Origin of the sequence: Streptomyces mutabilis (genome assembly GCF_046628145.1) — a bacterium.
Classification (GTDB): Bacteria; Actinomycetota; Actinomycetes; order Streptomycetales; family Streptomycetaceae; genus Streptomyces; species Streptomyces mutabilis.
Genome location: NZ_CP176874.1, coordinates 5,911,282 through 5,933,149 on the forward strand (window position 1 = coordinate 5,911,282; position 21,868 = coordinate 5,933,149).

Sequence of the window (21,868 nt, forward strand, 5' to 3'; positions counted from 1 at the left end):
TGCCGGGTGCCGGGATTCGGGCCGTGTGCGGGGCGGGGCGGGCGCCGAAGCAGGTCGGGAACCGTCACGGGAGCGGGGATCGGGATGCCGGGGCGGTCCCACGGTCGTGCTCGGGGGCGTAGGCCTCTGCGGGCTCGTCGTCGAGAGGGCGGCGTGGAGCGGACGACGTGCGGACGAGGGTTGACCTTGACACGTTGTTAAGGTGTGACCTGGGTGCAGGAGGTGGTCCCCATCAACACCACAGACGGAACCTCGCGCACCGCCCGCGTGGCCCGCGCCCTGAGCGCCGAGGACGGTTCGGTCCGGCTTCAGGCGGCCCTGGCGGCCGGCTCGGACCCTGACCCGGGCTTTCTGGAGACGCTCGTCGAGCGGTGCGCGGTCGAGCCGGACTTCTTCGTGCGGGACATGCTGTCCTGGGCGCTGACCCGGCTCCCGACGGAGGCCACCCTGCCCCGGGTCCGGCGGGAACTCGCCTCCGGGCGCTCTCAGGCCCGCAGCCAGGCGCTGCACACGCTCTCCAAGATCGGGGACAGGAACGCGTGGGCGTGGATCACGCGCGGGATGCTGCGCGACGCCGACGACGAGGTCGCGCGGACCGCGTGGCGCGTCGCCGTCGTCCTCGTGCCCGAGGAGGAGAAGGAGGACCTGGCCGACGAGCTGGCCGGACAGCTCGGCCGCGGAGACCGCGAGGTGCGGCTGAGCCTGAGCCGGGCCCTCATCGACCTTGGCGACGTGTCCGGGCCCGCACTGGAGCAGGCGGCGGCGGGCGCCGATCCGGTGGTGGCCGCGCACGCCCGCGCCACCGAACTGCTCCGGCAGAACCCCGAGGCCGGCTTCGACGCGGCCGTCGAGGAGGCGAAGCGAATCGTGGCGCTCGGTCCCGAACGCGCCGCCGCTTCGGCAGGAGAAGCCGGAGCCCAGGAAGCCGCGGGGACCGAAGACGGCGCGGGGGCCGAAAACGAAGCCGGGACCGAAGTGACTGCGGCGACCGCGAAGAGCATGGAGAGCGCGAAGACCGTGGAGAGCGCGGAGACCGCGAAGACCGTGGAGACCGCGAAGACCGTGGAGACCGCGGAGTGCTGATCGGCGAAGTGGCCCGCCGCTCCGGGGTGAGCCCCCGGATGCTGCGGCACTACGACGCCCTCGGCCTGGTGCGGCCGACCGGTCGTACCGTCGGCGGTTATCGGGAGTACTCGGCCGAGGACGTCCGCAGGATCTTCCACGTGGAGAGCCTGCGGTCCCTCGGGCTCTCGCTCAAGCAGATCGGACGCGCGCTGGAGGATCCGGCCTTCTCGCCGTCCGCCCTGGTCGGCGACCTCATCCGGTGGACGCAGGACCGTCTGGAGCGGGAGCGGGAGCTGCTGGAACGGCTCCGCGCGATCGACGCGTCGGCGCCGGCCGGCTGGCAGGACGTCCTGCACGTCGTCGAACTCATGCGGGGACTCGACTCGACCAGCGCCGCGCGCAGGCAGCAGACCGTCCTGGTACGACCGGAGGGTGCCGCGGTTCCCGCCGAACTGCTGGCCGGTGCGGTGCTGTCCGAGTCCGACCCCGTCGTCGCGGGCGCCCTGCGCTGGGCGCTCGCCCGGTCCGACGGCGACGGCCTGGCGACCCTGGCGGCCGGTCTGCACTCGGACGACACCGGCGTCCGGCTGCGTGCGGTGCTGGCGATCGCCGCGATGCCCGATGCTCCGGGGGCGGCCGAGGCGCTCGCGGACGCGCTCGGGGACGTGGACCCGACCGTGCGCAGGCATGCCGCGCTGGCGTTGGGCGGGCGAGGCGCGAGCGCGGCCGTGCCGACGCTCGTGGGCATGGTGGTCGAGGGGACCAACGACGTCGACGCGGCGGAGGTCCTGGGGACGTTGTCCCGGGACCCCGAGTGTGCGGCGCGGATCACGGCCGCGCTGGCCGACGAACTCGCGGCGCCCACCGCGGACTCCGCGACGCGGATACGCATCGCCCAGGCGCTGGTGGAGCTGTCGGGGGACGGGCCGCCGGCGGTCCTGCGCCGACTGGCCGAGGACGACGACCGCACCGTCGCCCTCGTCGCGTCGGCGTTCGTGCGCGTCCTGGAAGAGCGGTCCTCCCAGGACCCGCGGTGATCCACCGCTCGTAGACTCGGAGGGTGACGTACGGTCGAGTGACGCCCGGTGAGAGGCAGACGACGAGGGTGGGCGGCGATGCCGCGGTGCTCGACGACCCGGTGGGGCAGTCGCTCCGCGGGCACCACGCGAGACTCGCGCGCCGGTGCGGCCGGGCCGTCGGGTACCTGCCGGACGTCGCGACCTTCTCGGCGCTGTCCGTCGGCCGGGGCGCGACAGGGGCGGACACGGACGCCACCGCATGGGCCGACCTCGCCCGGCTGCTCGGGCCGGGGGAACTGGCCGACATGTTCAGCTCCCCGGCGACCCCGCCGCCGGGCTGGAAGCCCGTCTTCGAGATGGAGGGCCGTCAGATGATCCGGCCCGGTACCGGACGGTTCGCCCGGGCGGAGGCCGAGACCGGGGTGGTCGAACTGGGCGAGGACGACGTGCCGGAGATGCTCGGACTGGTCGAGCGGACCCGGCCGGGACCGTTCTGGGCGCGCACCCGCGAACTGGGCACCTACCTGGGCATCCGGCACGAGGGCACGCTGGTGGCGATGGCGGGCGAACGGCTCCGGCCTCCGGGGTGGACGGAGATCAGCGCCGTCTGCACCGCTCCGGAAGCACGCGGGCGTGGATACGCCGCCCGGCTGGTCGGTGAGCTCGCGGCACGCATCACGGCTCGCGGTGAACGGCCCTTCCTGCACGTGGCGGAGGCGAACACCGCCGCGATCGCCCTCTACGAGGGCCTGGGGTTCGAGACCCGCGCGGAAGTGACCTTCCGGGGGTTCCGCGTTCCGTGACGGCCGCCCCTCGGCGGCCGACCTGCTCCGCGAACCGTCCGGCGTTCAGCGACCGATCAACTCCGCGAACCGCCTCGCGTCGACGTTCCCTCCCGAGGCGATGACGCCGACCCGGCGCGGGCGGTGTTCCAGGCGTCCGGCCATGAGCGCGGCCAGGGCGGTGGCGCCGCTCGGTTCGAGAACGATCTTCAGGCGTTCGAAGGCGAAGCGCATGGCCGCGACGATCTCGTCGTCGCCGACGAGGGCGATCGCGTCGACCAGGCGCCGGTTGACGGCGAAGGTGATCTCGCCGGGGGTGGGCAGGGCCTGTCCGTCGGCGATGGTGCGGGGGACGGGGACGGTCACGCGTTCGCCCCGGTCCAGGGAGCGTTTGGTGTCGTCGCCCGCCTCCGGCTCCACGCCGACCACCCGGATACCGGGGTGCAGGGCCTTGGCGGCGGTGGCGCTGCCGGCGACGAGTCCGCCGCCGCCGACGGGGACCACGAGGGCGTCGAGCGCGCCGGTCTCCTCGAGGAGTTCCAGGGCGGCGGTGCCCTGGCCGGCGATGACGTGCGGATGGTCGTACGGCGGGATGAGGGCGAGGCCGCGCTCCTCGGCGAGGGCTTCGCCGAGGGCGGTGCGGTCCTGGGTGTAGCGGTCGTAGGTGACGATTTCCGCGCCGTAGCCGGCGGTGGCCTCCCGCTTGGCGCGCGGGGCGTCCTCGGGCATGAGGACGACCGCCGTGGTGCCCAGCTCCCGGGCGGCCAGCGCGACCGCCTGGGCGTGGTTCCCGGAGGAGTACGCGGCGATGCCCCTGGCCAGCTGCCCGGCCGGGAGCCGGGAGGCGGCGTTGTAGGCGCCGCGGAACTTGAAGGCGCCGACGCGCTGGAAGTTCTCGCACTTGACGAACACCTCGGCGCCGACCAGGGCGTCGAGGGTGCGGGAGGTGAGGACCGGGGTGCGGTGCGCGATGCCGTCGAGACGTGCGGCGGCGTCCTGTACGTCAGAGAAGGCGACGGGCGGTGCGGCGGTCATGGTCGGGTCCCTCGGGTCGGTGGGAGCGGCGGTGGGCGTGGTCGGGGCCGGGGCCCGATCGGGACGGGGCCGGAGCCCTCCGGAGGAACCCGGAGCCCCCGGGAGGAGGCCGGGGCCGTCCTCGGGAGGGTACGGCGTCCCGTCCCGGAGAGGCGGTCCTCAGGACGGTGCCGTCGGCCCGCCCGGCTCGGGCCCCGGCTCCTCCACCGGTCCGGCCGGCACCACCTCGATGCCGCGCGCGATGAACGGTGCCACGTCGGCGTCCGTCGCCGACGCGTCGGTGACCAGGGTCCAGCCGGGCGGCAGCGTGGCCCACGCGTGGAAGGGCGCCCGGCCGAGCTTCGCCGCGTGGGCCAGGACGTACGTGCGAGCGGCACGGCGGGCCATCAGCTCCTTGAGCCGGGTCTGCCGCAGGTCCGCCTCGCAGATCCCGCCGTCCGCCGTCACGCCGTCCGCGGACAGGAAGACCCGGTCGAACGTCATCCGCTCCAGCGCCGCCTCCGTCAGCGGGCCGACGAACGCCTGGCTGAGCGGGCGCAGCGTCCCGCCGAGGCATTCCACGTGCACGGTCTCGACGTCCGCCAGCTCGTGCAGGGCCGTCAGACCGGTGGTGGCGACCGTCAGGTCCTTGGCGGTACGCAGTTCGCGCGCCAGCGCCCCGACCGTCGACCCGGCGTCCAGCAGCACCGTCTCGCCCGGCTGGATCTGCGCCGCCGCCCACCGGGCGATGGCGCGCTTGTGCGCGTACGCCTCCGTGGTGCGCTGGCGCAGGGACGCCTCCGGATGCGCGTTCAGCGCCATCGCGCCGCCGTAGGTGCGGGCGAGCCGGCCGTCGGCGGTGAGCCGGGCGAGGTCGCGGCGGATGGTGGAGGCGGTCACCCCGAAGTGCCGGGACAGCTCCTCCACGCTGGCCAGGCCGGTCGTGGTGGCGAGTCTGAGGATCTCCTCGCGCCGAGCCTGGGATCCGATGGGCGGCATCAAGTGTCCTTCGCGGTACGTGGGTCAAGTGCCCTTCGCGGTACGGGGCTTCAGCTGGCGGTGGACATCTCGGCGGCCTGCCGCAGCGCCTCGATCATGCTACCGGCCTCGGCCTTGCCCGTACCGGCGATGTCGAATGCCGTGCCGTGGTCCACGGAGGTGCGGATCACCGGGAGGCCGACGGTGAGATTGACGCCCGCCTCGATGCCGAGCACCTTGACCGGACCGTGGCCCTGGTCGTGGTACATCGCCACGATGAGGTCGTAGTCGCCCCGGGAGGCCAGGAAGAAGGCGGTGTCGGCGGGGAGGGGGCCGCGCGCGTCGATGCCGTCCCGGCGCACCTTCTCCAGCGCCGGGACGATCTTCTCCTCCTCCTCGCCGTAGCCGAACAGCCCGTTCTCGCCGGCGTGCGGGTTGATGCCGCACACGCCGATGACGGGTGCGGGCACCCCGGCCCGGACCATGGCCTCGTGGCCGCGGCGCACGGTCCGCTCGACCAGGCCCGGCTCGATCCGGTTGACGGCGTCGATCAGGCCGATGTGGGTGGTCACGTGGATGACCTTCACCTTCTCGGTGGACAGCATCATCGACACCTCCTCGACGCCGGTGAAGTGGGCGAGCAGTTCGGTGTGGCCGGGGTAGACGTGCCCGGCGGCGTGCAGCGCCTCCTTGTTGAGCGGGGCGGTGCAGATGCCGTCGATCTCCCCGGCGAGGGCCAGTTCCGCGGCCCGCCTGACGTACTCGTAGGCGGCGTTGCCGGCCGCGGCGGACAGTTCACCCCAGGGCAGGCCCTCGGGCAGCAGTCCGAGGTCCACGACGTTGATCCGGCCCGGTGCGGACTCGGCCGCGGCGGGCGTCGGCACGGTCACGATCTCGCAGTCCGTCCCGAGGATCCGGGCCGCTTCCCGCAGCCGCGCCGCGTCACCGATCACCACCGGTCGGCACCGGCCGAGGGTCGCGGCGTCCAGGACCGCGGGCACGATCACCTCCGGCCCGATACCGGCGCCGTCGCCCATGGTGAGACCGATGAGGGGCAGGGGCTGCTGCGCGTTCACTGGGTGACTCCTTGTTCAGAGGGTGCCGTGCCGGACGGGGCCGGTGGCGGTGGGTGGGGAGTGGAGGCGGGTGAGGACGGTGCGAGGACGCCGGGGCGGAGCGCCGCCGCGACGCGGAGGAACGAGTCCGGGCCGCCGAAGCTCCCGGGGCGGGTGACGACCGACCGGCCGTCCGAGGTCCGGGAGTGCACGGCACCGTGGTGGATCTCGCCGACGGGCCACAGCGTCGTGACGCCCGCCGCGTCGAGTACCCGGCGGGCCGTCTCGCCCCCGGTCAGGACGAGGTCCGGGCGGCCCGGCAGCGCCGCCACGGCGCGCGCCAGGCCCGCGACGATCCGCCGCGCCGCGCCGGGGCGGATGCCGTCGGACCCGTCCACGGAGAGCACGGTGACCGTGGAGGGCGCGAGTTCGGGCAGCACGACGGGTGCCGGTCCGGCCAACAGGGCGGGAGCCAGCGGCAGATGCCGGGCGCCGGCCGCCACCAGCCGCGCGACCTGCTCACCCACGGCGGGTTCCGCGCTCCCGGCGACGACCAGCAGGGGGCGCTCGCCGGCAGGGGGCACGGTGTGTCGGGCCGTCGGTGCCGGGGGGTGGGCTGTCGGTCCCGGGGGGCCTGTCGTCGGTTCGGAGGGGTGGGCTGTCGGTCCCGGGGAGCCTGTCGTCGGTCCCGAGGAGCCGACCGTCGACCCCGACGGACCGAGCCGGCGGCCGAGCGCCGCCGCCAGGCCGCCGCTGCCCAACAGGCGGGCGTCCGGGCCGAGGAGGGCCGCGGCGGCGGCGACCACCGCCAGGTCGGTGTCGGTCTCCGCGTCGCAGACGGGGTGCCGTCCGCGCGCCGCCAGTCGCCGGAACCGCCCGGCGAGGGCGATGGGGCCCTGACGCACGGCCTCGATCGGAACGTTCGCGGTCGGCAGCGGTGCCATCGCCTCGGCGACGGACCGGGGCGCGGCACGTTCCTCGGCGCGCCAGGCCGCGCAGTCCCGCAGCGGCGCACCGTCGACCAGGACCGTGCCGCCGCGCACCACGCGCCCCGCGACGGGCAGCGCCGGTGCGATCACCAGCAGCTCGGCGCCCTCCGCGAACGCGGCGGCCTCGGCGCCCACCGGGCCGCGCAGCAGGGAGTCGCACTTCTTGTACCAGAGCGGACGGCCGTACGAGGCGTCCGTGGCACGGGAACTGACTGCGCGAAACGCGCGGTGCGCGGTGTCGTGCAAGGCGGTTCGGGGCAGCCCCGGGTCGTCCCAAGAGGGCCCGGTGGGGCGCGCGTGACGGTCGGCGGGGTCCGTGCCGGCCTCCGCCTCGGACCCGTCCGCCGCCGTCCGCGCCGCGGTGAGGGCCGCCCGTACGACGCCGGCCGCCGCCTCGTCGGACAGGTACCGCGAGTCGAGGTCCACCACCACCGCCTCACCGGCGGCGACGGGTACTGCCAGGTCGGCCGGGTCCAGTGCGAGCCGCGTCGGACGACGCAGCAGCGCGGCAACCTCCGCGGCCCCCGACAGGTCGTCGGCGAGCGCGACGACCGGGGTGTCCTCCCGACGGCACACGCGAACCTCCTCCACCTCGTCCCGGCACCGGTGTGCACGGGCCGCGCGGCGCCAGTCGGTCAGGAAGCCCGCGGTGGTCCTGATGATGACATAGCTTGCGCGATTCGCGCGAGACTCTTGCGCATAACGCGCAGTCGTGCGAGCGTTCACCCACCGAGAACCGCCTGCCCCCGTGACGCCGCTCTCCTCCCGTGCGGGCGGCACGACGGAACGGCACCCGTAACCGGAAGGAACCGCTCGTGAGCACCGGCACCCGCCCCGGCCCGCAGGGAAGCCCACGGGAGATCGAGCTCCCGCCCGTCCCCGTGCCGCTGTCCCGCCTGGTCCTGGGCACCATGACGTTCGGCGACACCGTCGACCACGCCGGCGCCGCCGCCATGCTGGACACCGCGCTCGACGCCGGGATCACGGGCGTGGACACGGCCAACGGCTACGCGGGCGGCGAGAGCGAACGCATCCTCGCCGGTCTGCTGCCCGGGCGCCGGGACCGGATCGTGCTCGCCACCAAGGCCGGCATCCCGCACCCCGACCAGGGGGAGCACGCCCCGCTCTCACCGGCCGGCCTGCGCGCCGCCCTCGAGGGCAGCCTGAAGCGGCTCGGCACCGACCACGTCGACCTCTTCTACCTGCACCAGCCGGACCGCCGGACACCGGTGGAAGAAACCCTCGCGACCGTGGCCGAGTTCGTGGCGGAGGGAAAGATCCGCGCGCTCGGCGTCTCCAACTACGCCGCCTGGCAGATCGCCGAACTGAGCCGCGCCGCCGACGGGGTCGGCGTCCCGCGCCCCGTGATCGCGCAGCAACTGCACAACCTGCTCGCCCGGCGCATCGAGGAGGAGTACGTCGAGTACGCGGCCGTCAGCGGCCTGCGCACCATGGTCTACAACCCCCTCGGCGGCGGTCTCCTCACCGGCCGGCACCGCTTCGGCGCCGATCCCGCCACCGGCCGCTTCGGCGACTCCAAGCTCGCCGCGATGTACCGGCAGCGGTACTGGAACGAGGACCTCTTCGCCGCCGTCGAGAAGCTCACCGCCATCGCCGGCGAAGCGGGCCTGCCGCTCACCGAACTGGCCCTGCGCTGGCTCCTCGACCGGCCCTCCACCGACGCCCTCCTGCTCGGCGGCTCCCGTCCGGAACACCTGCGGGCCAACATCGCCGCCGCAGAGGCAGGTCCGCTGCCCGCGGACGTGACCGCCGCCTGCGACGCGGTCGGGACGGCGCTGCGCGGACCGATGCCCGCGTACAACCGCTGACCGCTGACCGCCCCGGCCCTTCGTCCCGTCCACCCACGCCCGCCCTCCTCTCCCACTCGACCGAAGCGCGCCCTCGCCGTCCGCCCGCCCCCAGCACTACGGAGACCCCTCATGACCACCGCCGCGCACTTCACCGCCGCACTGCGCGAGCGCCGACGCCTCATCGGCTACTGGTCGCTGCTCGACTCGCCCGTCGCCGCCGAGCGCCTGGCCCGGCTCGGCTACGACTACCTGGCCTTCGACGCCCAGCACGGCCTCTTCGGCTACCAGGGCCTGCTGAACAACCTCATCGCCACCGACACCCGCGGCTCCACCGCCGTCGGCATGGTGCGCGTCGAGGCCAACGACCCGACGTACATCGGCCGCGCGCTCGACGCGGGCGCCGCCGCCGTCATCGTGCCGCTCGTCGACACGGCGAAGGACGCCGCCGACGCGGTCGCCGCCGTGCGGTACCCGCCGCACGGCCGCCGCTCCTACGGCCCGATGCGCGCCCAGCTGCGCATCGGACCCGACCCCGCCGACACCCACGAGCAGACCGCTGTCCTCGCCATGATCGAGACCGCCGACGGACTCGCGAACGTCGAGGAGATCTGCGCCGTACCGGGCCTCGACGGCGTCTACGTCGGACCGTCCGACCTGCGCCTCGCGATCGGCGGCAGGACCTCCACCGACCCGGACGTCGCCGACGCCTTCGAGCGGGCCCTGACCCGGGTCCGCGAGGCCGCCGAAGCCGCGGGCATCGCCGCCGGCATCCACAACGGCGACGGCGCGAGCGCCGCCCGCCGGCTCGACGAGGGCTTCACCTTCGCCTCCGTCGCCGCCGACGTGGTCCACCTCCAGCAGATCGCCGCCACCCACCTGACGGCCGCCCGAGGGGAGCGGGCATGAGCGACACGCCGGGGCACACCACCCTCATCACCACCCCCACCTTCGCCCGCCACTCGGCCGACCCCTGGACCCTGCTCGTCGAGGGCGGCGCGGGCCCGCTCCGCCCCTGCGACGACCGCGCGCTCCCGCACGACGAGCTGCTGCGCCTGATAGCCGGCGCCGACGCACTGGTCGCCGGCATGGACCCGGTGACCGCCGAGGTCATGGACGCCGCCCCGCGGCTGAAGGTCATCGCCAAGCACGGCGTCGGCACCGACACGATCGACGTCGCCGCCGCCCGCGACCGCGGCATCCCCGTGGTCTGCGCGCCCGGTTCCAACTCCCGGGCCGTCGCCGAGTACACCTTCGGCCTCGTGCTGGACGCCGCCCGGCGGATCAGCGCCTCCCACACCGCCGTCACCGAGGGCGGCTGGCCCAAGCTCTTCGGCCCGGAGCTGCACGGCCGGAGCATCGGCGTCGTCGGCTTCGGCCGGATCGGACGGCTCGTCGCCGGCTACGCGCGGGCCTTCGGCATGCGGGTGCTCGCCCACGACCCGTACGTCCCCGGCGAGGCCGTGAGGGCGGCGGACGCCGAACCCGTCACGCTCGACGCGCTCCTCGCCCACGCCGACGTCGTCACCCTCCACCTGCCGCCGTCCGGGGAGCCGCTGCTGAACGCCGCCCGGCTGGCGGCCATGAAACCCGGGGCGATCCTCGTGAACGCCGCCCGCGGCGACCTCGTCGACGAGACCGCGCTGGCCGCCGCGCTGCACTCCGGCCACCTGTCCGCCGCCGCCCTCGACGCCTTCACCGTCGAGCCCCTGCCCGACGGCCACGTCCTGCGCACCGCTCCCCGCCTCACCCTCACCTCGCACATGGCCGCCTGCACCCCACAGGCCAACCGCGCGATGGGACTGATGGTCGCCGAGGACGTCCTGCGCGTCCTGGCCGGCGAACCCCCGCACCACCCGGCCGGCTGACCCGGCCCGCGGCCCCCACCACGTCACCGCCACGTCACCCCCCCATTGCTCGCCCCCGCCCTGTTTGCCTTCCGCTCCGGCGACGGCGCCGGAACCAGCAAAGGAACACCGCCATGCCGACCACCGCCCCCGCCCGTGCGGCGGAGCACGCGCAGGCCGATCCGTACGCCCTGCGCCCCGAGGACGCCCGCCCGGCCCCCGAGACCTTCCGCGAACGGCTCCGCCACCTCGGCCCCGGCTTCGTGCTGTCGGCCGCCGTCGTCGGCTCCGGAGAGCTGATCACCACCACCTCGCTCGGCGCCAAGGCCGGCTTCGCGCTGCTGTGGCTCGTGGTCGTCTCCACCGCGGTCAAGGTCTGGGTCCAGATGGAACTGGCCCGCTGGACCATCCTCAACGGCCGCACCGCGCTGGAGGGCTACCGCGAGGTCGGGCCGCGCATCGGCCGGCTGAGCTGGATCAACTGGCTCTGGATCGGCATGGACTTCGCCAAGATGTTCCAGCGCGGCGGCATCATCGGCGGCACGGCGGCGGCCTGTTCGGTGCTCTGGCCGGTCATCGGCGACCCCCTCAGCTGGGGCTCCCTGGCGCTCTGGGCGGTCGTCGTCACGCTCGCCGCCGTCTGTCTGCTCCAGTCCGGCAAGTACAGCCTCGTGGAACGGGCCTGTCTGGTCTCCGTCGTCGTCTTCACCCTGGTCACCGTCAGCCTCGCGGTCGGCCTGCCCGGCACCGAGTTCGGCTACGGCGGCAGCGAGCTGGGCAGCGGCTTCGGCTTCGAGATCCCGGCCGGCACCGTCGGCATCGCCCTGGCCGTCTTCGGCATCACCGGCGTCGGCGCCGACGAGATGACGACGTACACCTACTGGTGCCTGGAGAAGGGCTACGCCCGCTGGACCGGCCCCGACGACGGCAGCGAGGAGCGCGCCCGCCGCGCCGAAGGCTGGATCAAGGTCATGCGCCTGGACGCCCTCGCGGGCCTCGCGGTCTGCGTGCTGTGCACCCTGTCCTTCTACGTCATCGGCGCCGCCGTCCTCCACCCGCAGGGCCTGGTGCCCGAGGGCAACGAGATGATCACCACGCTCTCGCGGATCTACACCGACACCATGGGCCCCTGGGCCGAGTACCTGTTCCTCGTCGGCGCCGTCGCCGTCCTCTTCTCCACCCTCATCGGCTCCACCGCCTCCGTGCCCCGGCTGTGGACCAACACCCTGGGCCTGCTCGGTGTCGTCGACTGGACCGACGTCCGGGCCCGCACCCGCACCATCCGCATCCTCACCTGGTGCCTGCCGCTGGTGTGGACCGCGTTCTTCCTCTGGGTCCAGTCACCCGTGCTGATGGTGCAGATCGGCGGCATCGGCGGCGGCGTCTTCCTGCTGGCCGTGGTCGTCGCCGTCTGGCGCCTGCGGCACACCGGAGTGCCGGCGCGCTTCCGCACCAACCCGTGGCTGACCGGCGCGCTCGTCGTCAGCAGCGCCGCGATCCTGTGCGTCGGCGTCTACGGCGTACTGGAGACGGTCGGCGTGGTCACGGAGTGACGCCCCGCGGCCCGAGGGCTTGCTTTCCGCCGTACGGGAAACCTGAGGCGCCATGGCGAGACTCGGAACCCGATCCCCGGCGGACACCCCCGGCAGCCCCGCGCTCAAACGCGAGCTGACCACCCCGCTGCTGTACTTCTTCATCCTCGGCGACGTCCTCGGCGCCGGCGTCTACGTCCTGGTGGGACAGGTGGCCGCCGACGCCGGGGGCGCCGTGTGGGTGCCGCTGGCCGTCGCGCTGCTGCTGGCGATGCTGACCGCCGCCTCCTACGCCGAGCTGGCCACGAAGTACCCCCGCGCGGGCGGCGCCTCCCACTACGCCACCCGCGCCTTCGGGCCGTTCGCCGGGTTCGTCGCCGGCTTCTGCATGCTGGCCGCCGGCATCGTCTCCGTGGCCGCGCTGGCCCGCGGCTTCGGCGGCGACTACCTGTCGGAGTTCGTGACCCTGCCCGTGGGCCTGGTCGCCGTGCTGTTCCTCGCCGTGCTGGCGCTGGTCAACGCCCGGGGCATCAAGGAGTCCACCCGGGCCAACGTCGCCGCCACCGTCGTCGAGGTCGGCGGTCTCCTCGTCATCGTCGCCCTCGGCGCCTGGCTGCTGCTGCGGGGCGACGGCGACGTGGGGCGGCTGGGGCAGCTGGGCACACCGGAGAAGGGGGCCGCGGCGGCCGTACTGAGCGGCTCCGTGCTGGCGTACTACTCCTTCGTCGGCTTCGAGACCTCGGTGAACGTCGCCGAGGAGACCCGCGACCCCCGCCGCTCCTACCCGCGCGCCCTGTTCGGCGCCCTCGCCACCGCCGGCGCCGTGTACGTCCTGGTGGGCGTCGCCGCGTCGGTCGCCGTCCCGACGGCCCGGCTGGCGGAGTCGAGCGGACCGCTGCTGGAGGTCGTCGAGGAGGCCGGCGGGGTGCCGACCCGGCTGTTCAGCGCCATCGCCCTCGTCGCGGTGGCGAACGGAGCGCTGCTCACCGGCATCATGTCCTCCCGCCTGGCCTACGGCATGGCCAAGGACGGGCTGCTGCCCGCCGCGCTGACCAAGGTGCTGCCGGGCCGCCGTACACCGTGGGCCGCGATCGCGGTCACGACCGTGCTGTCGATGCTCCTCGCGCTCACCGGCAGCGTCGCCACCCTGGCGTCCACCCTGGTCCTCCTGCTGCTCGTGGTCTTCCTCATGGTCAACACGGCCGTACTCGTCCTGCGCCGCGACGACCGCGGCGAGGCCGACCACTTCCGGGCGCCGACCGTGCTCCCCGTCCTGGGCGCCGCCTCCTGCGTCGCGCTCGCCACGCAGATCGAGGCGGAGGTGTGGCTGCGCGGCCTGCTGGTCGTGGCCGTCGGAACGGTGCTGGCCGCCCTCGCCGCCGTACGGCGGGGCGGACGGGCGCGCGGGGGCGGGCGCGAGTAGCCGGGCGGCGCCCCGAGGAGCGGCCGGCCGAGCCGCGGGACGCGGAGTACGGCGACTCGGCACGGTGACGTCCGAGCCGCCCGTCACTCGGCCGGCGCGGCCAGCGCGGCCAGCTCCTCGGCCGTGCGCGGGCCCGCCGCCGAGTCCGCCAGCAGCCCCCGCGCACGCAGCACCCGGGCCGCCGCCACGCCCCACGGCAGGCGCAGCCCGGCCCGCCGCAGCAACTCGGTGCGGGCCAGCGTCGCGGCCGTCGGGCCGGTGTGCACGCCGACCGGGGTGAGCAGCGCGGCATCGTCGGACCAGCGCAGGGCCAGGTCGACGTCGTGGGTGGCCATCACCACCGTGGTGCCGCCCGCGCGCAGCCGGTCCAGGGTGGCGAGCAGCCGCTCCTGCCCGTCCGGATCGAGCCCGGCGGTCGGCTCGTCCAGGACCAGCACCCGGGGCCGCATCGCCACCGCACCGGCGATCGCGGCCCGCTTGCGCTGCCCGTAGGACAGCAGGTGGGTGGGCCGGTCGGCCAGCGCGGTGATGTCCAGCGCGGCGAGCGCGTCGTCCACCCGGGAGCGGACCTCCGCGTCGGACAGGCCCAGGTTCAGCGGCCCGAAGGACACGTCCTGCGCCACGGACGCCGCGAAGAGCTGGTCGTCCGGGTCCTGCACCACCAGCTGCACGGTGGTCCGCAGCCGGGTCAGGCCCCCGCGGTCGTACGTCACCGGCTCACCGTCGACCGTCAACCGCCCGGCGCGCGGCCGGAGTCCGCCGCTGAGCAGCCGCATCAGCGTGGTCTTGCCGCTGCCGTTGCGCCCGAGCAGCGCCAGCGCGCGCCCCTCGCGCACCGCGAAGTCCAGGCCGGTGAGCACGTCCGGCCCCTCCTCGTACGCGAAGGACGCGCCCCGCAGGGCGACCGGGGCGGGGGGATGCGGTGACTGCGCCGGTTCGCTCACGACAGCGGTCCTTCCAGTACGAGGGTGAGGGCGGCCAGCGCCGCCAGCAGCGCGACGCTCGCCGCCGTGAACGGCACCGACACGCGCGCCTCGGGCACCAGCACGCGCAGGGTCCCGTCGTAGCCGCGCCCGGCGAGCCCGGACTGGAGCCGCGCCGCCCGGTCGAAGGCCCGCACGAACGCCGTGGCCCCGAGTCCGCCGAGCGACCGCCAGGTGGCGGCCCGGGTGGTGTGCCCGAGCCGCGCCGCCTGCGCCTGACGCACCCGGCGCACGGTGTCCAGCAGCAGGAAGCTCATCCGGTACGTCACCAGCGCCACGTCCACCACCGGCGCGGGCACCCCGGCCCGCACCAGCCGGGGCAGCAGGTCGGAGACGGGCGTGGTGAACGCGAACAGCAGCACCCCGAGGGAGGCCGCCGAGGTGCGCAGCAGCAGCTCACCGGCGCGCTCCGGTCCGCCGTCCGCCGCCGCGAGGAACCCGCCCGGACCCCCGACCCGCACGAGCAGCGGCAGCGCCCCCGTCACACAGAAGCCCAGCGGCACCCGGTACGCCCGCCACAGCCGCCGCCACGGCACACCCGCCGGGCCGAGCAGCACGGTGAGCGCCGCCACCAGCACCAGAACCGCGCCCGGCCAGGGCGGCAGCGAGATCGCCAGCACGGTCAGGCCCAGCCCCAGCACGGCCTTGTCCACGGGATGCCGGCGGCGCCAGCGACTGCTGTGCGCCGCGGCGTCGATCGGCAGCACTCAGTTCCCCCCGGGGGAGTCCCCTGCCGGGACGTCCTCCTCGGGGGCATCCGCCGCGGGGGAGTGCCGCGGCGTCGCCGACGCCCGCTCCTCGCCCTGCCGCCGCCCCCGGCGCAGCCCGAAGTAGTAGGCCAGCACGCCCGCGCCGATCGCGGCCTGGAGGGCGAACAGCGCCGACTCGACCTCCCCGGAGGGAGGTTCGTACAGCGGGGAGAACCACGGCTCGTAGTCCGGTTCGATCTCGGTGATCGCCGTCTCCGCCTCCGCGTCGGCCCCGGCGAACGGCTCCTCCTTGTGGTCGCCGAGCCCCAGCACCAGCGGCAGCACCGCGAGCGCCGCCACGGCGAGCAGCAGCAGGGCGTTGATCCTCGCGTTGCGACTCATCGGGCCACCGCCTGCTTCTCGGTCCGCGTCGTGGTCGGCAGCACGCCCAGCCGGGTCAGTTCGCCCTTGCTGGACTGCACCAGCAGCCGCATCACGATCACCGTGAGCAGACCCTCGCTCACCGCCAGCGGGATCTGCGTCACGGCGAAGACGGCCCCGAACTTGCCGAGCGCGCCCGGGAACCCGCTGCCCGGGTCGGGGAAGGCGAGCGCCAGCTGCACGCTGGTGACGCAGTACGTCGACAGGTCGGCGACGAACGCGCCGGCGAACACGGTGACCATCAGCGGCACGCCGTACCGGCGCAGCAGCCGGTAGACGCCGTATCCGGCCCAGGGGCCGGCGATCGCCATCGAGAAGACGTTGGCGCCGAGCGTGGTCAGCCCGCCGTGCGCGAGCAGCAGCGCCTGGAAGAGCAGGGTGATGGTGCCCAGCACCGCCATGACCGGCGGGCGGAAGAGGATCGCGCCCAGACCGGTGCCGGTCGGGTGCGAACAACTCCCGGTGACGGAAGGCAGTTTCAGGGCCGACAGGACGAACGTGAAGGCTCCGGAGGCGCCGAGGAGCAAGGTGCTCTCCGGGTGCTCCCTGACCTCACGGGTGAGTGACCGTACTCCGTGGACGACGAACGGCGCGGACGCGACACCCCAGGCGATCGCGTGCGCCGGCGGCAGAAAGCCCTCGGCTATGTGCATGACTCGGCAGACCCTCTCCAGCACCTCGTGGATGGACGACGCGCCTTGGCCGGTCTCCTGGCTTACGGGTACCACCGCCCGTGCTCCGCCTTCCCGGGTCACGCATGACCCAGTGGCTGCCCGCGAGGGCCGGAGCCGGACTTCCCGATTCACAGTGGCGAGGGCCGCACCGGCATCACACCGGATTTCCCGTTCACCAAGGCGTGATGACGGTAGTGCTCCCGCCAGGGTGGTGACAAGCGGGCCTCCCGCCCCGGCGGGCGCGTGCGCCGCCCCTCAGCCGGGCCTGTCCCGCTCCGTGCGCCGGACCACGGTGTCGCGGATCCGCTGCGTCAGCGCGGTCGCCGCGGCGGTCAGGAAGACGAAGCTGTAGGCGATCTGCAGCACCGTCACGATCCGCGCCGACTGGCCCTGCGGCGTGATGTCGCCGTATCCGACGGTCGCCAGCGTGACGACGGTGAAGTACAGGGCGTCGACACGGGTGTGCAGGCCGGTGAACTCGCCGGGCTGTTTGGCGAGGGCGTAGTACGTGGCCGAGAAGATGTGCACGGACAGGAGGATGAGCAGGGAGATGACCATGCCGGGCCGGGAGTCCGGGCGGTCGATCAGGACGTGGCGGATCTGCCGGAGCAGCAGCAGGGCGACGACGGTCAGCACCAGGGCGAACAACGTCCAGCTCAGCACGGGGCGCTGCGGGCCCAGGTGGTCGAGGGGGAGGAGGAAGTAGGCCACCACCATGGCCACCGCGCCCCCGGCCCGCACCAGCCACGGCCGCGCCGCCGACCGGTCGGCACGCGTCCGCCCGCCCCGGCACCCCGTCACCGGCCCGCTCCGGTCGCCGGGTCTCCGCCTGCTCCTGCCGCTGGGCTGCCGCCCGCTCCCGTGGCCGGTCCTCCGCCTGCTCCCGTCGCTGGGCTTCCGCCTGCTCCTGCCTCCGGGCTTCCGCCCGTTCCCGTCGCAGGTCCTCCGCCCGCCCCTGCCGCCGGTCCTCCGCCCGCCCCCGTCCCCACCGGCCCTCCACCCGCCCCTGTCCCCGGTGCCGCCCCCGGCTCCTCCCTCCGCACCACCTGGGCGACGACGAAGGCGACCACCGACCCGGTGACGATCAGCGGCATCTGGTCGTGTGCGTCCCCGCCCACCAGCAGCACCGCCAGCACCGCGCTGGCCAGCGGCAGGCCCGTCACCGCGGCCGCGGCGGCGGAGATGCCGAGGGCCAGGGCCGGGGTGGTGCCGAAGCCGGGCAGGCCGGAGCAGGCCATGGCCGTCGCCGTGCCCAGCAGCACGGCCGGGAAGATCGGGCCGCCGCGCAGACTGCCCAGTGCGATGCCCCACGCCAGCCCCTTGCAGGCCACCAGTGCCACCAGCGCGCCCACCGACCAGGCGTGCGGGTGCGCGGCCAGCTGGGCGAGGACGGCCTGCCCGGACAGGGCCGCCTCCGCCGGGGAGCGGCCGGTGATCAGGCCGTACGCGGTGACGCAGACGCCGACCGCCGTGGCGCAGGCGACGGTGCGGACGGCCGTGTGCTCCCGCGTCCAGGACACCGTGCGCCGGCCCAGCTCGCGGGCCAGCGTGACCAGCACCGCGATGAGCGCCGCCGTGGGGATGCCCCAGAGGAAGTCCCCGGCGTCCGGGTTGGCGCCCGGCGGCACGTCGCGCAGGGCCAGCGCGCCGATCTCCAGGCCGGTCCACCGGCCGAAGCCGGTGAAGACCAGGGCGCCCGTCGCGCTGGCCAGCAGACAGGGCAGCAGCAGGACGACCAGCTGGGCGCCGCCGAGGCCGGCGCCCTCGATGAGCAGGACGGCGGCGGCCACCGGGCCGCCGAGAATGGTGGAGATCGCGGCGGTGGAGCCCGCCGTCGCCAGGATCGCGCCCGCCCTGGGGTCCCCGCCCGCGCCCGCCCGCCGCACCGCCAGCAGGGCGAGCCCGCTGCCCACGGCCATCAGCGGGGCCTCCGGTCCCAGCACCACCCCCAGCGGCAGCGTGGCCAGCGCGGCCAGGACCGCGCCGGGCAGCGCGCGGGGCCCGACGGGCGCGCCGCCCAGCCCGTTCACCGGCAGATGGCCGCCGCCGCCCGGCATCCGGGTCACGATCGGCGCCAGGACCAGCCCGGCCAGCGCCAGCGCGGGCAGCGGCCACCACCAGGGCGGGGCGTCGTACCCGGCAGCCTCGGGCAGCGCCGACCACACCCAGTGCTGGAGTTCGTGCTGGAGCCCGACGAAGAAGAAGCAGGCCAGCGCGATGGGTACGCCCAGCAGCACGCACAGCAGCAACAGCCGCAGGTACCCGGGGCTGAGCAGGATGCGCCGCAGGGACTGCTCGGCCCGGCCCGGCACCGCGTTGGCCGGCGCGGGCTGCGTCGTCACGGGCCCTCCTCCGTCCATCGCACCCGCGGCACCGTCCGCCGGTCCCTCGCGCGCGTTCGCAAATGCGGTCAGTAAACGCGAGGCGGCCCGCAGGCGCATGCGGACGGCGGCCGTCCCGGGCCGGCCCGCACGGCGCGGCCACCCCGGGTTCACCCGTTCGGCGGACCCGCATGGCCGGGCGGCGCGGGTGGCCACAGGCTCGAATGACCCGTCGGCGCCTCGAGGTGCCGACGGGCGCAGGCCCGTACGGGGACACGCAGAAAGGACTCCGCTCATGAGCCAGCACGCCGCACCTTCTCCCGGCAGGCCCACCCACGGCGCCGGCACCCCGCGGTCGGCGGACCGTTCCAGCGGCTGGGTGACCGGCGGTGTCGTCTTCGCGGGCGTACTGCTGCTGTTGAACGGCGCCCTGGCCGTCCTGCAGGGCATCGCGGCCATCGCCGAGGACGACGTCTACGCCCGCGTCGGCAGCTACGTCTACGAACTCAACCTCACCGGCTGGGGCATCATCCACGTGATCCTCGGTGCCCTGGTGCTCGCCACCGGGTACGGCCTGCTGAAGGACATGGCCTGGGCGCGCTTCGCGGGCATCCTCCTCGCCTCGCTCAGCCTGATCGCCCAGTTCCTCTTCCTGCCGTACTCGCCCGTCTGGTCCGTGATCATGATGGCGATCGACGTCTTCGTCATCTGGGCCCTGGCCAGCCGCCAGGACCAGGCCGCCTGAACCACCGCCGCCGGTCGGCCTCCGGAGCCGCCCCCGCCCTCCGGAGGTCACCGCCGTCCGGCCCCGGCCGCGCAAGACGCCTCGCCCTCACCGGGGTTCCACGCCCCGCCCTCACCGGTGCCGCAGTTCGGGTCAGGGCCACCGCCGCCGGCTCCCGGCGTCGAACCGGACCTCACCGTCGACCCGCTCGTGCACCGCGGCCTCCGGCCCCAGGAGGGCCGCGGACGCCGGCGCGCCTTCGCGGACGACGGGTACGGGCAGGGCCGGCGCACCAGCGGCAACCGCCGGACACGGAGCGTCGCGAACCGTGTCGGTGTTGGGCCGAACGGGTGACTTGGCGTAAGAATTGGCTGGTGCACGCAATGAAGGCGAGTGGATTTCGGGGGAACCGGTGAACAGCCACGACGTCACCGATGAACAGTGGGAAGGGCTCGCCCAGGTCGTTCCGTTGCGCGGGCGCGACGCCTGGCCGTCCTCGGTCGGCCACCGGGCGCTGCCGGAGGCGGTGACGGAGACCCGTCGCCGGTTCGTCGTGCTCCGGGTCAACGTGTTCGCGGACGCCCGCGAGGTCGCCGAGACACTGATGTCGGGCATTCCGGTCCTCCTGGACCTGACCAGCGCGGAGACGGAGGTCGCCAAGCGGGTCCTGGACTTCAGCACCGGCGTCGTCTTCGGCCTGGCCAGCGGGATGCACCGGGTGGACCGCAACGTCTTCCTGCTCACCCCGGCCGGGACCGAGGTGAACGGGCTGATGGAGGGTGCCGCGGACGTTCCCGGAGTGTGACGCCCCCGCCCGGCCCTGACGGCCGCGTCCCCCGATCGTAGGAACGCCTTCCGGGCAAAACGGTTCGGCGTACGGCGCGGTCCTACGGTCCGAACATGGCAGCGTCACCTGCGTCGACGGCCTCCGTCACCCCGCTCCCGGACCGGCCCCGCGTCACCGAACTGCGGCTGTCCGCCTTCGCCGGGCACCGGCGCGCCGTGCTGCCGTTCGGGCCGCTCACCGTGCTCGCCGGCCCCAGCGGCTGCGGGAAGTCCACCGCCCTCAGGGCGTACGACGCGCTGGCCCGGCTCGGTGGCGGCGCCGAGCTCGCGGTGGCGTTCCCCGACCCGGGCGCCTGCGTGCCCGAGCGGGCCCGGCCCGACGCCCAGCGCCGCCGCGGCTTCCGCATCGGCTGCACGGCCGACGGAGCGGCGGGCCCGGTCCACCTGGACGTCGCCGTGCAGGCGGAGCCCGAGCTGCGCATCGTGGGGGAACGGCTGACGGCCGACGGGGTCGTCCTGCTGGAGACGGCCCTGCGCGACCCCGGCCGCCGCGCCGTGCAGGCGGCCTGGCACACGGCCGGGCCGTCGCCCGTGACCCGGGCCCCGCTGCCGGACGACCGGCTCGGCACCCCGCTGCTGCCGCTCAGGGTGGCGGGCAAGACGGACGGGCAGCGCAGGGTGCTGGCCGCGGCGGAGCAGATGGTGGTCGCCCTGCGGTCCGTCTTCGCCTGCGACCCGCGGCCCGGCCGGATGCGGGAACCCGTGCCCACCGGCTCCGGGCGGCTGCTCGGCGGCTGCGACAACCTCGCCGACGTGCTCTGGCGCACCCGCACCGAGTGCGGACGGCGGCACGCGCAGTTCGTCGCCGCGGTGCGCGACGGCTGCGCGGGGCCCGTCGCGGACGTGCTGGCCGAGCCGGCCGTCGGCGGCGTCGTCCGCGCCCTGCTGGACCGGGGCGACGGAACCCGCACCGGCCTGGCCCGCCTCGGCTACGGCGAACTGCGCTACCTGGCCCTCGCGCTGGTCCTGTTCACCGGGCCCGGGGTGCTGGAGGTCGACCCGGCCGGCGAGGTGCCCGCCGCGCTCCAGACGCTCACCGTCCTCGCCGACGGCTTCGACCGCGGCCTGGACGTGCGGCAGCGGGCGGAACTGCTGCGGCTCGCCGCCCGGATGTGCGACCGCGGCCACATCCGCCTCGTCGCGGCCGTCGCCGACGCCTCGTGGGCGGCCGGGGCGGACGGCGTCACAGTGGTACACCTGGAGCCGTGACCGATCAACCCCTGGACCTCGCGGCGTTGCAGCGCAGGCTGGCCGAGTTCGCGGCCGCGCGGCAGTGGCAGCCGTACCACACCCCGAAGAACCTGGTCGCCGCGCTCAGCGTGGAGGCCTCCGAACTCGTCGAGATCTTCCAGTGGCTGACGCCGGAGCAGTCGGCCCGCGTCATGACCGACCCGGACACCGCGCACCGGGTCCGCGACGAGGTCGCCGACGTACTGGCGTACCTGCTCCAGCTCTGCGAGGTGCTGGGCGTCGACCCGCTGGCCGCACTGGAGGCCAAGATCGAGCGGAACGAGCTCAGGTTCCCGGTGCGTGGGGAACCGGAAGGCTGAGCGAGGAGGAGGGGCCACCTCCGCTATCACTCTCCGCAGTCGTTAACGGGCCGGAAATCAATTTGTTGTCCGAAGATTTCCGCCTTCCTCTGGCTTTTCGTCCCACACGCCTTCACTCTGGGTAGTGG

Annotated in this window: 22 protein-coding genes and 1 riboswitch; of the genes, 12 read left to right on the forward strand and 10 right to left on the reverse strand. The window is 74.8% G+C overall.

The features are described from left to right. Window positions 1-213 precede the first annotated feature (213 nt). Genes ACLIN4_RS26705 through ACLIN4_RS26715 form a run of 3 tightly spaced genes read left to right on the forward strand, consistent with a single transcriptional unit; the run spans window position 214 to window position 2,887 of the window. Window positions 214-1,083 (forward strand): HEAT repeat domain-containing protein, encoded by an 870-nt coding sequence (locus ACLIN4_RS26705; RefSeq protein WP_382054153.1) that lies wholly within the window; start codon window positions 214-216, stop codon window positions 1,081-1,083. Next, window positions 1,077-2,102, forward strand: coding sequence for a MerR family transcriptional regulator (locus ACLIN4_RS26710; RefSeq protein ID WP_307651993.1), 1,026 nt, complete (start codon window positions 1,077-1,079; stop codon window positions 2,100-2,102). The genes ACLIN4_RS26705 and ACLIN4_RS26710 overlap by 7 nt, the downstream gene beginning before the upstream one ends. Window positions 2,103-2,125: 23 nt before the next feature. Beyond that, window positions 2,126-2,887, forward strand: coding sequence for a GNAT family N-acetyltransferase (locus ACLIN4_RS26715; RefSeq protein WP_382024505.1), 762 nt, complete (start codon window positions 2,126-2,128; stop codon window positions 2,885-2,887). 45 nt (window positions 2,888-2,932) lie between these two features. On the opposite strand, the gene ACLIN4_RS26720 is transcribed toward ACLIN4_RS26715, so the two are convergent. The 4 genes from ACLIN4_RS26720 to ACLIN4_RS26735 form a co-directional block, all read right to left on the reverse strand. Continuing rightward, window positions 2,933-3,901: a threo-3-hydroxy-L-aspartate ammonia-lyase gene (locus tag ACLIN4_RS26720; protein ID WP_307651992.1), complete on the reverse strand. Its 969-nt coding sequence runs from the start codon at window positions 3,899-3,901 to the stop codon at window positions 2,933-2,935. A 159-nt stretch (window positions 3,902-4,060) separates the two neighbouring features. Next, window positions 4,061-4,879, reverse strand: a complete 819-nt coding sequence (locus tag ACLIN4_RS26725; protein WP_100048293.1) for a DeoR/GlpR family DNA-binding transcription regulator — start codon at window positions 4,877-4,879, stop codon at window positions 4,061-4,063. 50 nt (window positions 4,880-4,929) lie between these two features. After that, window positions 4,930-5,934 (reverse strand): 4-hydroxythreonine-4-phosphate dehydrogenase PdxA, encoded by a 1,005-nt coding sequence (pdxA, locus tag ACLIN4_RS26730; RefSeq protein WP_290012371.1) that lies wholly within the window; start codon window positions 5,932-5,934, stop codon window positions 4,930-4,932. Then, window positions 5,931-7,478, reverse strand: a complete 1,548-nt coding sequence (locus ACLIN4_RS26735; RefSeq protein WP_381945154.1) for a four-carbon acid sugar kinase family protein — start codon at window positions 7,476-7,478, stop codon at window positions 5,931-5,933. Before ACLIN4_RS26735 ends, pdxA begins: the two co-directional genes overlap by 4 nt. A gap of 239 nt (window positions 7,479-7,717) precedes the next feature. Between ACLIN4_RS26735 and ACLIN4_RS26740 the strand changes: the two genes are divergently transcribed. The 5 genes from ACLIN4_RS26740 (at window position 7,718) to ACLIN4_RS26760 (ending at window position 13,512) form a co-directional block, all read left to right on the forward strand. Then, complete coding sequence (locus tag ACLIN4_RS26740; RefSeq protein ID WP_381945152.1) at window positions 7,718-8,731, forward strand: aldo/keto reductase; 1,014 nt, start codon at window positions 7,718-7,720, stop codon at window positions 8,729-8,731. Window positions 8,732-8,842: 111 nt separating this feature from the next. After that, a complete protein-coding gene (locus ACLIN4_RS26745) occupies window positions 8,843-9,619 on the forward strand; it encodes an HpcH/HpaI aldolase family protein (protein WP_100048290.1) in 777 nt (258 codons plus the stop codon). Beyond that, a complete protein-coding gene (locus ACLIN4_RS26750; protein ID WP_289908846.1) occupies window positions 9,616-10,578 on the forward strand; it encodes a phosphoglycerate dehydrogenase in 963 nt (320 codons plus the stop codon). Before ACLIN4_RS26745 ends, ACLIN4_RS26750 begins: the two co-directional genes overlap by 4 nt. A 113-nt stretch (window positions 10,579-10,691) precedes the next feature. Beyond that, window positions 10,692-12,110, forward strand: coding sequence for an Nramp family divalent metal transporter (locus ACLIN4_RS26755; protein ID WP_107475904.1), 1,419 nt, complete (start codon window positions 10,692-10,694; stop codon window positions 12,108-12,110). A 52-nt stretch (window positions 12,111-12,162) separates the two neighbouring features. Then, window positions 12,163-13,512 (forward strand): APC family permease, encoded by a 1,350-nt coding sequence (locus ACLIN4_RS26760; protein ID WP_411576301.1) that lies wholly within the window; start codon window positions 12,163-12,165, stop codon window positions 13,510-13,512. Between the two features lie 83 nt (window positions 13,513-13,595). Here the strand turns inward: ACLIN4_RS26760 and ACLIN4_RS26765 are convergent, their stop codons facing one another. The 6 genes from ACLIN4_RS26765 to ACLIN4_RS26790 form a co-directional block, all read right to left on the reverse strand. Continuing rightward, window positions 13,596-14,456, reverse strand: coding sequence for an ATP-binding cassette domain-containing protein (locus tag ACLIN4_RS26765; RefSeq protein WP_289908849.1), 861 nt, complete (start codon window positions 14,454-14,456; stop codon window positions 13,596-13,598). Continuing rightward, window positions 14,453-15,202: a cobalt ECF transporter T component CbiQ gene (gene cbiQ, locus ACLIN4_RS26770; RefSeq protein WP_382024497.1), complete on the reverse strand. Its 750-nt coding sequence runs from the start codon at window positions 15,200-15,202 to the stop codon at window positions 14,453-14,455. The genes ACLIN4_RS26765 and cbiQ overlap by 4 nt, the downstream gene beginning before the upstream one ends. Next, window positions 15,203-15,586, reverse strand: a complete 384-nt coding sequence (locus ACLIN4_RS26775) for an energy-coupling factor ABC transporter substrate-binding protein (RefSeq protein WP_289908850.1) — start codon at window positions 15,584-15,586, stop codon at window positions 15,203-15,205. After that, the gene (locus ACLIN4_RS26780; RefSeq protein ID WP_107475901.1) at window positions 15,583-16,278 is read right to left on the reverse strand and encodes an energy-coupling factor ABC transporter permease; all 696 of its coding nucleotides are present in this window, start codon (window positions 16,276-16,278) and stop codon (window positions 15,583-15,585) included. Before ACLIN4_RS26780 ends, ACLIN4_RS26775 begins: the two co-directional genes overlap by 4 nt. A 29-nt stretch (window positions 16,279-16,307) precedes the next feature. Next, a riboswitch (cobalamin riboswitch) is annotated at window positions 16,308-16,494 on the reverse strand. 60 nt (window positions 16,495-16,554) lie between these two features. Next, window positions 16,555-17,016, reverse strand: a complete 462-nt coding sequence (locus ACLIN4_RS26785; protein ID WP_411576786.1) for a potassium channel family protein — start codon at window positions 17,014-17,016, stop codon at window positions 16,555-16,557. An 80-nt stretch (window positions 17,017-17,096) separates the two neighbouring features. Then, window positions 17,097-18,659: a chloride channel protein gene (locus ACLIN4_RS26790; protein WP_373428994.1), complete on the reverse strand. Its 1,563-nt coding sequence runs from the start codon at window positions 18,657-18,659 to the stop codon at window positions 17,097-17,099. Between the two features lie 256 nt (window positions 18,660-18,915). Between ACLIN4_RS26790 and ACLIN4_RS26795 the strand changes: the two genes are divergently transcribed. The 4 genes from ACLIN4_RS26795 (at window position 18,916) to ACLIN4_RS26810 (ending at window position 21,740) form a co-directional block, all read left to right on the forward strand. Then, window positions 18,916-19,365 (forward strand): DUF7144 family membrane protein, encoded by a 450-nt coding sequence (locus ACLIN4_RS26795; protein ID WP_100047362.1) that lies wholly within the window; start codon window positions 18,916-18,918, stop codon window positions 19,363-19,365. A 391-nt stretch (window positions 19,366-19,756) separates the two neighbouring features. Continuing rightward, window positions 19,757-20,149 (forward strand): cell division protein SepF, encoded by a 393-nt coding sequence (locus tag ACLIN4_RS26800; protein WP_179342206.1) that lies wholly within the window; start codon window positions 19,757-19,759, stop codon window positions 20,147-20,149. A 95-nt stretch (window positions 20,150-20,244) separates the two neighbouring features. Next, on the forward strand, window positions 20,245-21,399 hold the full coding sequence (locus ACLIN4_RS26805; protein ID WP_107475899.1) for a biotin transporter BioY: 1,155 nt from the start codon (window positions 20,245-20,247) through the stop codon (window positions 21,397-21,399). After that, window positions 21,396-21,740: a nucleotide pyrophosphohydrolase gene (locus ACLIN4_RS26810; RefSeq protein ID WP_107475898.1), complete on the forward strand. Its 345-nt coding sequence runs from the start codon at window positions 21,396-21,398 to the stop codon at window positions 21,738-21,740. The genes ACLIN4_RS26805 and ACLIN4_RS26810 overlap by 4 nt, the downstream gene beginning before the upstream one ends. Window positions 21,741-21,868: the final 128 nt, after the last annotated feature.